Origin of the sequence: Streptomyces sp. NRRL S-920 (assembly GCF_000717945.1) — a bacterium.
GTDB lineage: Bacteria > Actinomycetota > Actinomycetes > Streptomycetales > Streptomycetaceae > Streptomyces > Streptomyces alboniger.
In genome coordinates, this window is record NZ_JODF01000025.1 from 1 (window position 1) to 15,764 (window position 15,764).

Annotated in this window: 10 protein-coding genes and 1 pseudogene; 10 read left to right on the plus strand and 1 reads right to left on the minus strand. The window is 72.7% G+C overall.

Annotation, left to right across the window (positions count from 1 at the left end; translation table 11 throughout):
- Positions 1 to 1,376: pseudogene (locus tag IG54_RS42940) on the minus strand (hypothetical protein); the annotation flags it as partial.
- 177 nt (positions 1,377 to 1,553) lie between these two features.
- Between IG54_RS42940 and IG54_RS42945 the strand changes: the two are divergent.
- From IG54_RS42945 to IG54_RS0119190, 10 genes are all read left to right on the plus strand, one after another.
- Positions 1,554 to 1,790 carry a hypothetical protein gene (locus IG54_RS42945; RefSeq protein ID WP_063756238.1) on the plus strand — a complete coding sequence of 79 codons (237 nt, stop codon included), beginning with the start codon at positions 1,554 to 1,556 and terminating at the stop codon, positions 1,788 to 1,790.
- The gene (locus IG54_RS42950; protein ID WP_063756239.1) at positions 1,787 to 2,158 is read left to right on the plus strand and encodes a hypothetical protein; all 372 of its coding nucleotides are present in this window, start codon (positions 1,787 to 1,789) and stop codon (positions 2,156 to 2,158) included. The genes IG54_RS42945 and IG54_RS42950 overlap by 4 nt, the downstream gene beginning before the upstream one ends.
- Before the next feature lie 378 nt (positions 2,159 to 2,536).
- Positions 2,537 to 4,015 carry a sugar transferase gene (locus IG54_RS0119155; protein WP_030785367.1) on the plus strand — a complete coding sequence of 493 codons (1,479 nt, stop codon included), beginning with the start codon at positions 2,537 to 2,539 and terminating at the stop codon, positions 4,013 to 4,015.
- A gap of 73 nt (positions 4,016 to 4,088) precedes the next feature.
- A complete protein-coding gene (locus IG54_RS0119160) occupies positions 4,089 to 5,420 on the plus strand; it encodes a nucleotide sugar dehydrogenase (protein WP_030785371.1) in 1,332 nt (443 codons plus the stop codon).
- Positions 5,410 to 6,690 carry a glycosyltransferase family 4 protein gene (locus tag IG54_RS0119165; protein ID WP_030785373.1) on the plus strand — a complete coding sequence of 427 codons (1,281 nt, stop codon included), beginning with the start codon at positions 5,410 to 5,412 and terminating at the stop codon, positions 6,688 to 6,690. Before IG54_RS0119160 ends, IG54_RS0119165 begins: the two co-directional genes overlap by 11 nt.
- Positions 6,687 to 8,096 (plus strand): Wzz/FepE/Etk N-terminal domain-containing protein, encoded by a 1,410-nt coding sequence (locus tag IG54_RS0119170; protein ID WP_030785376.1) that lies wholly within the window; start codon positions 6,687 to 6,689, stop codon positions 8,094 to 8,096. Before IG54_RS0119165 ends, IG54_RS0119170 begins: the two co-directional genes overlap by 4 nt.
- On the plus strand, positions 8,093 to 9,655 hold the full coding sequence (locus IG54_RS0119175; RefSeq protein WP_030785379.1) for a Wzz/FepE/Etk N-terminal domain-containing protein: 1,563 nt from the start codon (positions 8,093 to 8,095) through the stop codon (positions 9,653 to 9,655). Before IG54_RS0119170 ends, IG54_RS0119175 begins: the two co-directional genes overlap by 4 nt.
- A 3-nt stretch (positions 9,656 to 9,658) precedes the next feature.
- The gene (gene asnB, locus IG54_RS0119180) at positions 9,659 to 11,593 is read left to right on the plus strand and encodes an asparagine synthase (glutamine-hydrolyzing) (RefSeq protein ID WP_030785382.1); all 1,935 of its coding nucleotides are present in this window, start codon (positions 9,659 to 9,661) and stop codon (positions 11,591 to 11,593) included.
- Positions 11,594 to 11,610: 17 nt separating this feature from the next.
- On the plus strand, positions 11,611 to 13,812 hold the full coding sequence (locus tag IG54_RS0119185; protein ID WP_030785385.1) for a bi-domain-containing oxidoreductase: 2,202 nt from the start codon (positions 11,611 to 11,613) through the stop codon (positions 13,810 to 13,812).
- On the plus strand, positions 13,809 to 15,758 hold the full coding sequence (locus IG54_RS0119190) for a heparinase II/III family protein (protein ID WP_030785388.1): 1,950 nt from the start codon (positions 13,809 to 13,811) through the stop codon (positions 15,756 to 15,758). The genes IG54_RS0119185 and IG54_RS0119190 overlap by 4 nt, the downstream gene beginning before the upstream one ends.
- Positions 15,759 to 15,764: the final 6 nt, after the last annotated feature.

Genomic DNA, 15,764 nt, shown 5'->3' on the forward strand with positions numbered 1-15,764 from the left:
ATCCCGGCCACTGGGGGCGGCGGCGCTACTCCGGCTCCGGGAGGCACCGGGGCCACCCCCGCGGCGAGGGGCGGCGGAACCGCTCCGGGCGGGAGGGCAGGTGGGGCCGCTCCGGCTGGAAGGGGTAGTGGGCCCGCGGGAGGCACCCCTCCGGCCGGGAGAGGGGGCGGGGCAGCGCCGGCCGGGGGAGGAGGCGGGGCAGCGCCGGCCGGGAGAGAGGGTGGGACCGCGCCGGCCGGGAGTGGTGGCGGGGCCGCGCCGGCCCGAAGCGGTGGCGGGGCCGCTTCGCCCACGACCGGAGCACCGGCCGTCGCGCCGCCCGGCGCTCGCAGGAGGGGCGGTGGTGTGAGCGGGGCGATGAAGATGAGGGGGACGGGGGAGACCCCGGGCGCGGGCGCCCCAGGAGGGGGAACAGGTCGCGCGGGCGGGGGCGCGGGGGCGACCCTCCGTCGGGCCGTGGCTCTGGGTGGCAGGGGAGCAGGGGCGCCCCGCTGCCCGGTCTGGGCCCTGGGCGGAGGCGGAGGCGGCGGAGGAGGCGGGGGTGGAGGCTGGACCCGAGGGGCCAGCAGGGTGAACTGCGCCGACGAGCGTGCCGTAAGGGGCGGGGGAGGGACCAGCGCACCGGTGCGCCCCAGCGTCGCGGTGCGGTCGCCTGCCTCGGCGAGGCCCCGGCTCACATAGGTGCCCGGCGCGGCCTGGACACCCGAACGGCAGGCCGCCGCACGCCCAGGGGGGAGCTGCGGCACGACGGGACGGCCGCCCCCGCAGTCGATGGCCTTCACCAAGGGCAGTGCGTCGCTGACACGGACGTCGTGAACCGTCAGGTCCCCCCGGTTGGTGACGACGTACTGGATGACGCCGAGCTGCTGAGTGACGCTCACCGTCTCGGCGAGGGCCAGGGCGCCGCCGACCCCGCGGTACCCGGCCCGGGCGCGGGCGCGGGACTGCGTGTGCAGGGAGGGGATCGCGCCGACGGCGGTGACGTCTCCCACGTGCACCCCGGTAAGGGCCCGCGTCTCGGCCGCGCACGTGGTCGAGCTGAGCCCGCGCAGCATCGCCACGGTGCCGCGGCCCGCGCAGGTGACGGTCGTCCCCCGGGGGAGGGCCGGGTCGCTCACCCGGACGTGATAGAGGTCGGCCCCGGTGCGATTGATCAGGCGGTAGACCTTGTGTACGGGGTCACCGACCCGGATGCCGGGCTGTAGCGCACCGGTTCCCGGCCGGGAGTTGATGTGCACTTGCAGTGCCAGGCCGCCGGTCCCCGCGCCGTCCGCTGTCGCGCGCCCTCCACCGGGTACGGCCACGGCGCAGACCAGAATCAGCAGTGCGGAGAGGTGAAGAAGCCACACGCGCTCCTTCTTCCTGCGGGTACGCATGCCGCCATGCTCGACGACACCCACCGTCCCAGCGGCCGGAACGCGCCCCCTCTCCCCGTTGCGGTGTGATTATCACTCCCATGGCCCTCGGTGGGGCCGACGCGGCACGTAGCCTGGGACGTCGCGCGAAGCCCGGGACGTCGCGCGAAGCCCAGGAGCGAGAGGAACCGCGGCCGCATGATGCACGGGACCGAGGACATCGAGCAGGAGAGGTGCCGCGTCGCCCGGCGCCCTGCCGCCCAGGACGCGCCCCCGGTGCTGTGCTGGTTCGACGTCGCCCCGACGGGGCCCGCCGACGCGTACGCGGCCCGGCTTCGGAACGTGCTCGACGCCGCGCTCGGACTGGCTCTCTCCGAGGACTTCGACGGGCCGACCTGCCCGTCGGCTCCGTCCCCGAGTGGTTCACCGCCGTGAGCGGTTCCGGGCACGCGGAGGCACCGGAGTTCGCGCGGCGGGGCAGGGAGCGCTACGCCGCGGCGATCCGGGGAGGATCCTGGGAACTCCAGGCCTGGCTCTACGAGTTCGACCCGGACTCCGGGACCCGGGGGTGGGCGTGGTGGGACCTGACGCACTCGGCGGACGACGGCACGACCCGGATCTGGGTGGACACCTGGGGCGAGTCCTTCTTCGCCTGCGACGAACTGCGCTGGCTCGCACTCGTCGCGGGCTCCGACGACGTGAGCGGCCCGTATCTCGCCAAGGTCGAGAGGTGGCATACGGCGGTCGCCGCGGAGCCGCCGCTCTCCAGCAGCGGGGATCAGGTAACCCGGCTCCGCCGGTGACCGGACCAGCTTTCCGACGTGATCGAATTCCCCGGACAACGTCCGTCATCACAGGTCACAAGGCCTTTCCTGGTGGGCGGTGCGTGTGCGGCAGGTCGCCGGTCGATGGGGTGGGCTTCAAAGGTTGAGCACAAGTTGCACACATCCCCTCTCCAGACGGGCGCCGATGGTCTAGATTGACCGTGCTTCACAGGTCTGGACACGAGGCGACACATTTCGAGGGATTCTTATGCCGTCCCGGCGATGAAAGAGCCGGATGGTATTCGAGAGGCGGGGGCCTCTCGAGGGGGAGGAACAGCGCGGCTCGGGAGGCGGGGTCTCCCGGGGAGAAACAGTGCGAGGCGAACACGTCGAACCACTGGTGACCTGGGGGGTCCCGTGCAGCAGGGGGAATTAGTCGACCCGTTTCCGTCGGCACGCGCGCGTCTGACGAACGGGACAATCAGCCAGTCCGCGATCGACTGGGAGCAGCGCTACCGCCGTACCGTCATCACCAGCGATACCGTGACCACCACGGTCGTCGTGGCGGCTATCGGCAACTTCTTCGGGGCCCGGGACGCGGCCAATTGGCATGAGAAATGGGTCATTCTCGCTTTCGGCACCGAACTCCTTGTGCTGGCGGCGCTCGCGGTGAGCCGGGCGTGGGCCCCGGCTGTTCTCGGCCAAGGGGCGGAGGAATTCCGCCGTCTCGGACGCTCACTGTTCACGGCGGCCGTCGTGCTCGCACTCGGCGGAATCGCCCTCACCTCACGCAATATCAAATTATGGATCTTCGTCGCGATTCCCGCGCTCGCGCTCGTCACCATGACCGCGCGATACCTGCTGCGCCTTTGGCTGCACAAACAGCGCAAAGAAGGACGGTGTCTGAGGCCGGTTCTCGCCGCGGGCAGCCCGGCCACCGTGCGCGACCTGATCAGCAGGGCCCGCAGATTCCCCCACCTCGGCTGGCGGGTGGAGGCGGTGTGCACGACGGACGGTCGCGGGCTCGACGGTGACCAACTGGAGGGAGTACCGGTCGTCGGCCGGCTGGCGGACGTCGCGGGCCACGTCCGCCGGGACGGCTACCGCGTCGTCGCGGTCACCCCGGACCCGCACTGGTCACCGGACCGGTTGCAGCGGCTGGCCTGGAACCTCGAAGGCAGCGATGCCGAGATGGTCGTGGCCCCCGTCCTCATGGAGGTGGCGGGACCGCGGCTGCACGTCGACGCGGTCCTCGGGATACCACTGCTGCGGGTCAGCATGCCGACCTTCAGCGGGGGCCGCCGAGTGGTCAAGGGGGTCGTCGACCGGCTGGGCGCCGCGATCCTGCTCATCCTGTTCGCGCCGCTGATGGTGCTCGTAGGACTGCTCGTGCTGCTGGACAGCCGGGGCGGGGCGCTCTACCGCCAGCGCAGAGTCGGCAAGGACGGCCGTGAGTTCACCATCTTCAAGTTCCGCACCATGGTCGCCGGGGCCCACGGCGCACGCGCCGCACTCGCCGACCGCAACGAAGGCGCCGGGCTGCTGTTCAAGCTCCGCCGCGACCCGCGGGTGACCCGGGTGGGAGCGGTGCTGCGCCGGTACTCGATCGACGAACTCCCGCAGCTCTTCAACGTACTCGGCGGGTCGATGTCGCTCGTCGGCCCGCGCCCGCCGTTACCGGAGGAGTCCGCCGCGTACGGCCCGGACATCCGGCGGCGGCTCCTCGTCAAGCCCGGCCTCACCGGCCTGTGGCAGATCAGCGGACGCAGCGACCTGCCGTGGGAGGAAGCGGTCCGGCTCGACCTGCGGTACGTGGAGGACTGGTCGCTCGCCCTGGACACAGTGATCTTGTGGAAGACGCTGCGTGCGGTGCTCCAGGGGCAGGGGGCCTACTGATGCGCGGGGAGCGTCGCCCGGTCGGCGCGCGGAGGCCAGGCCACAAGGGCCTGCCCGGGGGGAGGAACGCACTATGAAGGTCAGCGTCTTAGGGCTCGGCTATGTGGGCTGCGTGTCGGCCGCGTGCCTGGCCAGCATGGGCCACGAGGTCATCGGCGTGGACGTGAACCAGGTCAAGGTCGACCTGGTCAACGACGGCAAGGCCCCGGTGGTCGAGGAGCGGATCGGCGAACTCATCGCCGAGGTCGTGCGGACCGGCGCGCTGCGCGCCACCGTCGACGTCCGCGAGGCGATCACGGACAGCGAGGTGACCCTGGTCTGCGTGGGCACGCCATCGGAGCCCAACGGCAGCCTGTGCACCACGTACCTGGAGCGGGTCACCGAGGAGATCGGCGCCGTACTGGCGGATCGCCGTCAGCGCGGCGACGAGCGGCAGACCGTCGTGTTCCGCAGCACCATGCTGCCGGGCACCTGCCTGAACTTGCTGGTCCCGATCCTGGAGAAGCACGTCGGCGGCACGGCCGGGGTGGACTTCGGGGTCGCGGTCAACCCCGAGTTCCTGCGCGAGGGCACCAGCGTGCGGGACTTCTTCGACCCGCCGAAGACCGTCATCGGCGAGTTCGACCCGGCCAGCGGCGACGCGGTGGCGGCGCTGTACGACGGCCTGCCCGGGGAGGTGTTCAGGGTGCCGGTCCCGACGGCCGAGGCGATCAAGTACGCGGACAACGCCTTCCACGGCCTCAAGATCGGCTTCGCGAACGAGCTGGGCGCGGTGTGCCACGCGCTCGGGGTGGACTCCCACCAGGTGATCGACGTGTTCCTCGCCGACCGCAAGCTCAACATCAGCCCCGCCTACCTACGGCCCGGCTTCGCCTTCGGCGGCTCCTGCCTGCCCAAGGACCTGCGCAGCCTCGTCCACGCCGCGCAGCGGGCCGACGTCTCGGTCCCCATCCTCTCCCACGTGCTGCCCTCCAACTCCGCCCATCTGCAACGGGCCGTGGAGCTGGTCGAGCGCACCGGCAAGCGACGGGCGGGCCTGCTGGGCCTGTCCTTCAAACCCGGCACCGACGACCTTCGCGAGAGCCCGCTCGTGGAGCTGGCGGAGCGGCTCTTCGGCAAGGGGTACGACCTGAGGATCTACGACGCCAACGTGAGCCTCTCCCGGCTCCTCGGCGCGAACCGCGAGTACATCGAGACCCGGCTGCCCCACCTGGCACAGCTGCTCGCCGACTCCGTCGACGAGGTGCTCGACCACGCCGAGGTATGCCTGGTCGGCACCAGGGACCCGGCCGTGCTGTCGGCCCTGCCCCACGGCGGGGACGGCCCGGTGCTCATCGACCTCATCCACCTTCCCGACGCCGACGCGCGCCGAACCGAACCGGGGTACATGGGCCTTGCTTGGTGACACATCGCTCGACGACATATCCGGCGGCGACGGGCCCGGACGGCGCGCGCTGATCCTGGTGGAGAACCTGTCCGTGCCCTTCGACCGGCGCGTGTGGCAGGAGTGCACGACGCTGCGCGACGCGGGCTGGGAGGTGCACGTCATCTGCCCCCGCGGCAGTACGCGGGACACGGAACCGGAGGCGGAGATCGACGGGGTGCGGATCCACCGCTACCCGCTGCGCGCGGCCACCGGAGGCCCGGCCGGCTACCTGCGGGAGTACGGATCGGCGCTGTGGCACACGGCCCGGCTGGCCCGCAAGGTCGGACCGGTCGACGTGGTCCACGCCTGCAACCCGCCCGACCTGCTGTTCCTGCCCGCGCTATGGCTGAAGCGGCGCGGCGCGCGGTTCGTCTTCGACCAGCACGACCTGGTACCGGAGCTGTACCTCTCCCGCTTCGACCGCGGTGAGGACCTGCTCTACCGCGGCGTATGCGCGCTGGAACGGCTGACCTACCGGGCCGCGGACATCGTGCTCGCCACGAACGAGAGCTACCGGGACGTCGCGGTGCGCCGCGGCGGCCGACGACCGGACGACGTCTTCGTGGTGCGCAGCGCGCCCGCCACCGACCGGTTCCAACCGGTGCCGCCCGAACCGGACTTGAAGCGCGGCAAGCCCCATCTGCTGTGCTACCTCGGCGTCATGGGCCCCCAGGACGGCGTCGACTACGCCTTGCGGTCCCTCGCGAAGCTGCGCGACGAACTCGGCCGGACCGACTGGCACGCGGTGTTCGTCGGCGCCGGTGACGCCTTCGACGCGATGGTGCGGCTGGCCCGGCGGCTCGGACTCGATGAGCAGGTGCAGTTCACCGGGCGCGTCCCGGACGCCGACCTGGTGCGCTACCTATCCACGGCGGACGTATGCCTCTCTCCCGACCCGCGCAATCCCCTCAACGACGTGTCGACCATGAACAAGGTCCTCGAGTACATGGCGATGGGCCGCCCGATCGTCTCGTTCGACCTCCGGGAGGCACGCGTCTCCGCCGGTGACGCCGCCCTCTACGCGCCCGCCAACGACGAGTCCGCGTTCGCGGAACTCATCGCGCTGCTCCTCGACGATCCACACCAGCGGGCCCGGATGGGAAAGATCGGCCAGGACCGGATCAGCGGGCAGCTCTCCTGGCGCAACTCACAAGCGTCGCTGCTCGCCGCCTACGCCGCTGCCTGCCGTGACCGCACTCCCGTGGCGGCGCGCGCTTCGGCCCGGCGGGGGAGGAGGCCGCGCTCTTGAGCGACGATCCGATACGCCTGGTCACGATCGGGCGGATGCTCCGTCGGCGTTGGCGGCTGCTCGCCGTCCTCGCCGTCGTGGGCGCGCTCGTCGGCTACGGCGCCTCCGTGCTCTTCCCGCCGCGCTACACGGCGTCGGCGTCGGTCCTGCTGCCGGGGCAGTGGGAGGAGCGCGAGCTGCTGACCCAGGCGGAGATCGCGGCCAGTTCGGCCGTGGTCGACCGCACGGCCGCCTCGCTCGGCTGGCGGGACGTCAGCGGCGAGGAGTTGCGGGACCGGGTGAGCGCCGAGGCCGCCGACGGGAACATCATCAAGATCTCGGGCACGGCCGAGAACCCGGAGCGCGCGCAGCGGCTCGCCGACCGGCTGGCCCAGCAGTTCGTCGCGTTCGCGACGCGCGTCGCGGGCGGCGGCACCGACCCCGAGGCGGCCACGGGGCCCGACGCGCTGCGGCAGCAGGTGAGGGAGACCAACCGCCGCATCACCGACCTGGCAGAGGCGGCCGACCCCGGGCGGACCGTGGAGAGCGTGCAGGCGCGCACCTCGCTCGAAAAGCTGCGCACCGCGCTGGAGGAGGCCATGAAGAAGCTGGACCAGGCCGACCCGGCGGCCGCCAAGGCCGGCATGGTCGTCATGGGACCGGCGGCCCGGCCGACCGGCGAGGCGCCGCCCACCAGGACGCAGCTCATCGGCGGCGGAGCGCTGCTGTTCTTCCTGCTCGCGGTCGTCGGCCACCTCGCCGCCGCACGCGTGAACCGTCGGCCGCGCACCGAACCGGAGATCGCGGCGGCACTGGGCGCCCCGCTCCTCGGCACGGTCGACGTCCCCGGTGAGCGGCACCCCCACCGGCCCGAGGACCGCGGCCCGCTGGCCCGGACGCGCAGGTTCCTCGGCCTCGACACCCGGTGGGACACCCCCACCCCGCAGAGGTACGCCGACGAGGCCGCCACACGCGTCCGCTATCGGCGGGTGTGCGCGCGCCTCCGCGACCAACTGCCCGCCCCCCGACGGCTGCTGGTGGTCGTACCGGACGGCGACGCGATCGCCCGCCGGGCCGCCGGGCAGCTCGTGGCCGAGGCCGGGCGAGACCCGTCCCCGAGCGCTTCCAGAAGCCCAATCGGCAAGGGCTGTCCCAGACTGCGCGTAGTGGACGTCTCGGTGTCCCGGCCGATCGTGCCGGACCGCGACACCGAGTCCGGAGCCCTGGTCGTGCTCAGCGCGGGCAACTGCACCACGGCGGAACTCACCGGCGTCGCCGAGGCGTGCGCGGACGCCGGACACGAGGTCGTCGGCGTCGTCGTCGCCACCACGGTCCGTACCCGGCCGACACGATCCGCCGACCACCCTCCGAAGGACGCCACCCCGGCGCTCGCGGGCCGCGGCCGCGCGACGGGAGGCTCAGCGTGACGACGAGTACGACGTCCGAGCCGCCGGCAGCCGTTCCGCTCCTCGACCTCCAGGCACTGGTGGTGGCCGTACGCAGGCGCCGCCGCCTGTGGTGCCTCACGGCGGTGCTGGGCATGCTGATCGGCGCGGCGGTGGCGGTCCTGCTGCCACCGGCGCCGAGCGCGGTGGCCAAGGTGCTGGTCGTGCACCAGGACGACCAGCCCAACGACACCGGAACGCTCATCCGCACCGATGTCGAGCTGCTGGGAACCACCCGGATCGCCGACAAGGCCCTGCGGTCCCTCGGCTCACCGGAAAAACCGGAAGACTTCATGCGGGACTACCGGGGCACCGGCTTGACCAACAACCTGTTGCAGATCGACGTGACCGGTGACAGCGACACCGAAGCGGTGGCCCGCGCCAAGGCCCTGGCCGACGCGTTCGTCGCGGACCACGTACGGCGGATGCGGGAGACCGCGAAGGCCGAGGCCAAGGCACTGCTCGACCAGCGCGACCGCATGCGGGACGAACTCGCCCAGGTCAACAAGGCGATCGGGGACCGCTCACCCGACACCGACCCGAAGGCCTCGGCGAGCATCGAGACGCTCTTCGCCCGCCGCGCCGAACTCAACTCACGGATCGCCGATTTCGACGAGCGCGCCGCCGAGGCACGCACCGGCACGCCGGGGCTCATCGCCGGTACGCAGATCGTCGACGGCCCGCGTGCGGTGGGGCACTCCCTGCCCAAGGCCGCGGGCACCAACGCCGCGATCGGGCTCGTCCTCGGGCTCGTCCTCGGGCTCGTGCTGGCCGCGGTCGGCACGGTGGTGGCGGACCGCCCCGTGCTGCGCCGGGAGATCGCGGCGCACCTGGGAGCCTCGGTCATCGCGGAGGTGCCCCGCGCGCCCCGCCGCTGGGCCGAGCCGTGGCAGCGCCGACGCACCCGGACGGCACGGGAACGGCTCACCGCGACCCTGGCCCGCACCGTGCGCGGCTCCGCGGAACCGATGTCACTGCTGGAACTGGGCTGCGCCCGCACCACGAGCGCGATCGCCCTCGATGTCGCGAGGGCACTGGCGGCGCAGGGGCCGGTGGTCGTCGTCGACGGACTGCCCGGCCCACAGCTCGCCGACAGCCGCCGGAAGCCGGGAGAGCCGAACGTGGTCAGCGGCGAGCAGGCCGCGGCCGTGCCGCAGCAGACGCGCCGGCTCGGCGTCGGCTCGGTCGCGCCCGGCACGGCGTGGACCGACCTCCGCCACCTCGGCGGCCGGACCGTGCTCGTCGTGCGTGCCGGACACGGCAACGCCGCCTGGCTGCACACCGTGGCGCGCCAACTCGCGGACCAGGGCATCGCGGTGACCGGTGTGGTGCTGGTCGACCCCGATCCGCGTGACCCGACCGACGGCACGCTGTGGGACGGACCGCGCACGGCACCGCGCGGCCCGCATGAGCGGCCGGCCCGGCGGAACGGTGACGGTACCTCCCATGCCGTTGAGGCAGCGGGGGAAGGCCGGCCGCGTACGGAGCGGCCGTCGAGGGCGGCGGCGCGGGCCCCGTACAGCGACCAGGAGGTGCGGTAGGACATGTGTGGCATCGCAGGCACGTACCGGTGGCCGGACGGGAAGGCCGTGACCGACCGGCTCACCGACACCCTCGCCCACCGCGGCCCGGACGGAGCGGGCCGCTACGGCCACCCCACCGGTGACGGCGAGGTGCACCTCGGGCACCGCAGGCTGTCCATCATCGACCTGTCCGAGACCGGCGCCCAGCCGATGGTGTCGGGCGGCCTCGCCCTCACGTACAACGGCGAGTTGTACAACGCGCCCGAGCTGCGCGCCGAGCTGGCGGCCACCGGGGTGCGCTTTCGCGGTACCTCCGACACCGAGGTGCTCCTGGAGGCCTGGCGGCGCTGGGGCACCGACTGCCTGCCCCGGCTGCGCGGCATGTTCGCGTTCGGAATCTTCGACGAGCGCACCGGTGACCTGGTGCTCGCCCGCGACCAGCTCGGCATCAAACCACTGTTCCTGCTGCGGCGAGGCGAGGGCCTGATGTTCGCCTCCGAACTCAAGGCACTCGCCGCCGCGACGGGCGGGTCGCTGGAGGTGGACCAGGCCGCCCTGGTGGCGTCGCTGCTCTACTACTGGGTGCCCGACTCACGCTGCGCGTTGCGCGAAGCGGAGAAGCTGCCGCCGGGGAGCTGGCTGCGGTGCCGGCCCGACGGGCGGATCGAACGCGGCCGGTACTGGAACCTCAAGGACGTCGCGCGCGAGGCCCAGGAGCGGGCCCGCGCGGGCGAGCGGCCGGACGTGGCCGCCGTCGTCGAGGAGTCGACCCGGCGCCACCTGCTCTCCGACGTACCCGTGGCGACCTTCCTGTCCGGCGGCCTCGACTCCAGCTGGCTGACCGCGCTGGCCGCCCGCCACCGGCCCGGGATCTCCGCCTACACGATCGGATTCCGCGCCGAGGACGCCAAGTTCGAGGCGATGCCGGACGACCTGCGCTACGCCCGGCAGGTCGCCGAACGGTTCGGCGTCGACCTGCACGAGATCGAGATCGCCCCGAACGTGCTCGACCTGCTGCCGCGGATGACCTACCACTTGGACGAGCCCATCGGCGACCCCGCCGCGATCAACACGTACCTGATCTGTTCGGCCGCTCGGGAGGCCGGGGTCAAGGTGATGCTCTCGGGAATGGGCGCCGACGAGCTGTTCGCCGGGTACCGCAAGCACCTCGCCAACGTGCTCGCCCTGCGCTACCAGCGCATCCCGCGGCCCCTGCGGCGCGGCCTGTCGGCGGGCGTGGACCGGCTGCCGGTGGCCACCTCCCGCCGGGGCTACCGGTCGGTGCGCTTCGCCAAGCGGTTCCTGTCCTTCGCCGATCTGCCGGAGGAGACCGCGTTCCGCCGCAGCTACACCATGTACGACCAGGACGAACTGCTCGCCCTGGTCAATCCGGACCTGGCCGGGACGGTCCAGGACGTGCTGACCGAGCACGCCGACGTCTACCAGGACAACGACCTCGACGACTTCGTCAACCGCATGTGCCTGGGCGACGCCCGCATGTTCCTGCCGGGCCTGAACCTCGCCTACACGGACCGCTCCAGCATGGCGGCGTCGACCGAGGTGCGGGTGCCGTACGTGGACGTCGACGTGGTCCGGGCCGCGTTCACCGTCCCCGGCGACCGCAAGATCGTCGGACGGCAGGGCAAGGCGGTCCTCAAGGAAGCGGCCACCTCGATCCTGCCCCGGGAGATCGCGTACCGGCCCAAGGGCCTGTTCAGCGCCCCGCTGCGGGCGTGGATGAGCCGGGACCTGGCGCCGCTGGTGCGCGAGGTGGTGCACGACGGCGTGCTCGTCGGTTCCGGGCTGCTGCGCCGCGACGCGCTGGCGCGGATGGTCGCCGAGGACGCCGCCGGGCAGCGGGACTTCTCCAAGCATCTGTGGCACGTGCTGACCCTCGAGTACTGGTATCGCGACGCGACCTCTGGGTCCGGCCAGAGCACTCGGTTAACGGCTTAGGAATCAGAGGAGTTCGGGTGAAGCAGGTTGTACAGAACTACAAGAGCGGCGAGTTGGCGGTGCTCGACGTGCCGGTGCCGGGGTGCAAGCCGGGCGGTGTGCTGGTCCGCAGCGCCTACTCGCTGATATCCACCGGGACCGAGCTGATGAAGGTGTCCGAGGCCGGCATGTCGATGGTGGGCAAGGCCCGCTCCCGGCCGGACCAGGTGGCCAAGGTCATGCAGAGCGTGGCCACCAACGGAGTGCCCGCCACCTACCGCAAGGTGATGGGCAAGCTGGACTCCTACACGCCCCTGGGCTACTCGCTGTGCGGCGTCGTCGAGCAGGTCGGTACCGGGATCGACGACGTGAAGGCCGGCGACCTCGTGGCGTGCGCCGGCAACGAACACGCGCTGCACGCCGAGCTGAACTGGGTGCCGAAGAACCTCTACGCCCAGCTGCCCGATGGCCTCGCACCGCGGCACGCGGCCTTCGGCACCGTCGGGTCGATCGCGTTGCAGGGCGTCCGCCGCGGCGAGCCTCAGCTCGGTGACGTGGCGCTGGTCATCGGCCTCGGCCTGATCGGCCAGCTGGTGGCGCAACTGCTCACCGCCTCGGGAGTCCGCGTCGTCGGGGCCGACCCCGATCCGGCGCGCTGCGAGCTGGCCGAGCGCCTGGGCGCCGCGGCCTGCGGCGACCCCTCGTCCGCCGCCGTGGAGACCGCCGTCGCCGAACTGACCGGCGGCCACGGCGTCGATCAGGTGTACCTGGCCGCGGGCGGCGGCAGCAACCAGCCCGTGGAGCTGGCCGCCCGGCTCTGCCGGGACCGCGGCAGGGTCGTCGACATCGGCAAGTGCCGTCTGGACCTGCCGTGGAACGCGTACTACGAGAAGGAACTGGACGTCCGCTTCTCCCGCTCCTACGGCCCCGGCCGCTACGACCCGGAGTACGAGCTGGAGGGGCGGGACTACCCGATCGGCTACGTACGCTGGACCGAGCGCCGCAACCTCGCGTGCTTCCTCGACCTCCTGGCCCGCGGCCGCGTCGACGTGGAGCCGCTCGTCTCCCACATAGCCGCGTTCGACGACGCCGTCGAGACCTACCAGCGCCTGAAGGACGGCGAACTGAAAGCCGTGGCCGTACTGTTCCGCTACCCCGACCCCGTCGAACACCCGGCGGAAGCGACGGCCCCGGCCGTGGCGGTACCCGCGGTGAACGTGCCCGCCGCGAACGTGCGGCGGAGCCCCGGCCGCGCCACCAGGACACCGGTGCGCCTCGCGTTCGTCGGCGCGGGAAACTACGCCACGTCGATGCTGCTGCCCCACCTGGCACAGCGCGACGGCGTCACGCTGTCGACCGTCGTCACAACGACGGCGCTGTCCGCGGCCAACGCGAAGCGCAAGTTCGGCTTCGCCGAGGCGACCACCGACCTCGACGCCGTCCTCGGCGACCCGGCCATCGACGCCGTGTTCGTGGTCACCCGCCACAGCTCGCACGCCGAACTGACCCGCAAAGCGCTCCTCGCCGACAAGGCCGTGTTCGTGGAGAAGCCCCTGGCCCTCACCGAGGACGAACTGGCCGGGGTGCTCGCGGCGGTGGAGGAGTCCGGCAACGACCGGCTCCAGGTGGGCTTCAACCGCCGTTTCGCGCCGCTCCTGCACGAGGCCCGCGCGCGGTTCGGCGCCCGGACCGGCCCGGCGAGCCTGCGCTACCTCGTCAACGCGGGCCGGTTGCAGCACGGCAGCTGGTACCTCCAACAGGGCACCGAGGGCTCGCGGTTCGCCGGTGAGGGCGGGCACTTCATCGACACGGCGAGCTGGCTGCTCGGGGCCGACCCGGTCTCGGTGTACGCCCTCGCCGCGCCCGGCAACGAAGACCTCCAGGTCGTACTGCGCTACCCCGACGGGTCCACCGCCACCCTCACCTACGTCACCACCGGCCCACCCGGCTTCCCCAAGGAGACGCTGGATCTGATCGCGGACGGCAAGGTGCTGCGGCTCGACGACTTCGCGCGCGCCGCCGTGTACGACGGCCGCCGCAGGCGGTGGGTCGGTTCACGGCTGCCCAAGGCCCGGGACAAGGGCCAGTCCGCCGAGCTGGCCGCGTTCATCAAGGCCGTGCGGACCGGCGGGCCGATGCCGGTACCGCTTGCGTCGCTGGCCGCCACCACGGCGGCCACCCTCGCCGTACGGGCCGCCCTGGTCGGCGGCGTCCCGGTGACGCTGGAGGGCGCGCGATGACCATGACCGCGGGCTGGTACCTGCGGCGGCTGTCCCGGATGGCGCCGCGGGAGGTCGGCGGCCGAATCGGGGACGCGGCGCGCAGACGGCGGTGGCGTGCGGCGCCGCCCGACTGCCCGAGCACGACCGGCGCCCGGTTCACCGCCGTACTGCCCGCCAAGACGCTCGCCGCGGTGCCACCGGACGCCGCGAAACGGCTCATCGCCGAGGCGGACAGGCTGATGGCCGGGCACGCCACGTACTTCGGAGTGGACCGCGACGACCTGGCCGACCCGGACTGGTGGTACGACCCGAGGACCGGGCGCCGCGCCCCGTGGGGCTACGCCTTCGACGTGCCGTACCGGGACGAGGACGTCGTCGGGGACATCAAGCAGATCTGGGAGCTGTCCCGGCACCAGTACCTCACCGTGCTCGCCGCCGCCTACGCGCTCACCAGGGACGAACGGTACGCCGAGCGCGTGGCCGAACACCTGCGGCTGTGGTGGGCGGCCAACGCGCCGCTGCGCGGAGTGCACTGGATCAGCGGCATCGAGCTGGGGATCCGGCTCCTGTCCTGGGTGTGGATCCGCAGGCTGCTCGACGGCTGGCCGGGCGCGGCCGGCCTGTTCGAGGACAACCCGGTGGCGCTGAACCAGATCTGGCACCACCAGCGCTGGCTCGCCGCCTTCCCCAGCCGGGGCTCCTCGGCGAACAACCACGCCGTCGCCGAGACGGCCGGGCAGTTCGCGGCGGCCTGCGCGTTCGGATGGTTCCCCTCCTCGGCGCGCTGGGGGGCCGACGCGCTGCGGTCGCTGGAGCGGCACCTGCGCGCCAACACCTTCGGCTCCGGACTCAACCGCGAGCTGGCCACCGAGTACCACGGCCTCGTCCTCGAACTCGGCCTGGCCGCGGTGGCCGAGGCCGACGCCGCCGGCGTACCGGTCCCCGGTGCCGTACGTCTGGTGCTGCTGCGCATGACCGACGCGCTCGCGGCCGTCGTCGACAACCGGCTGCGGCCGCCGCGCCAGGGGGACGCCGACGACGGGTACGGCCTGGTCGTGGACGGCGCGGGCACCGACCGCTGGGGCTCGCTCCTCGCCACCGGGGACGCCGTGTTCGGCCGGCTCTCCTGGTGGCCGACGGTGACCGGCACCGATGTGCGCACCCCTCTGCTCGCCGCGCTCATCCGGCCGTACGCGCAGCAGAGAACCGTGACCCGCCCGGTGAGCCGGCCGGCGCACTTCGCCGACGCGGGCATGACCGTCCTGCGCGGTCCCGAGGAGATCTGGTGCCGCTGCGACGGCGGCCCGCACGGCTTTCTGTCCATCGCCGCGCACGCCCACGCGGACGCACTGTCCGTGGAGGTCCGGCACGACGGGGTCGACGTGCTCGCCGACCCGGGGACGTTCTGCTACCACGGGCAGCCCCTGTGGCGGCAGTACTTCCGCTCGACGCTCGCCCACAACACCCTGCAACTGGACGGCGGCGACCAGTCCGTCTCCGGCGGCCCGTTCCTGTGGACCCGGCACGCCCGCACCCGCGTCCTCGCCGTGGACACAGCCGACGGGAACGTGGCCCGCTGGTGCGCCGAACACGACGGGTATCAGCGCTCGGTGCACCGCCGCAGGGTGGAGCTGACCGCCTCGGACAAGGAACTGCGGGTGATCGACGAGGTGCGCGGCCCGCTGCGTCCCGCGCGCCTGGCCTTCCACCTCGGGCCCGCGGTCACCGCTGACCTGAGCGGAAACCGGGCCGTCCTGACCTGGGCCCGGGACGGCGAGGAGCGCTCCGCCGTTCTGGAGCTGCCGGGGGAGCTGAGTTGGCGGGCGCATCGCGGCGAGACCGATCCGCCGCTCGGCTGGTACTCCGCCGGCTTCGGGCGCAAGGAGCCGTCCACCACGCTCATCGGTACCGGATTCGCCGACGGAGCGCGGGGGTTCACCACCGTGCTCAGGTTCCGCGGCTAGGGGGAC

Excerpts from the sequence above, each read along its gene's own strand:
- IG54_RS0119190 (WP_030785388.1), top strand. The coding sequence starts at position 13,809 with ATGACCATGACCGCGGGCTGGTACCTGCGGCGGCTGTCCCGGATGGCG.
- asnB (WP_030785382.1), top strand. The coding sequence starts at position 9,659 with ATGTGTGGCATCGCAGGCACGTACCGGTGGCCGGACGGGAAGGCCGTG.
- IG54_RS42945 (WP_063756238.1), top strand. The coding sequence starts at position 1,554 with ATGATGCACGGGACCGAGGACATCGAGCAGGAGAGGTGCCGCGTCGCC.
- IG54_RS0119160 (WP_030785371.1), top strand. The coding sequence starts at position 4,089 with ATGAAGGTCAGCGTCTTAGGGCTCGGCTATGTGGGCTGCGTGTCGGCC.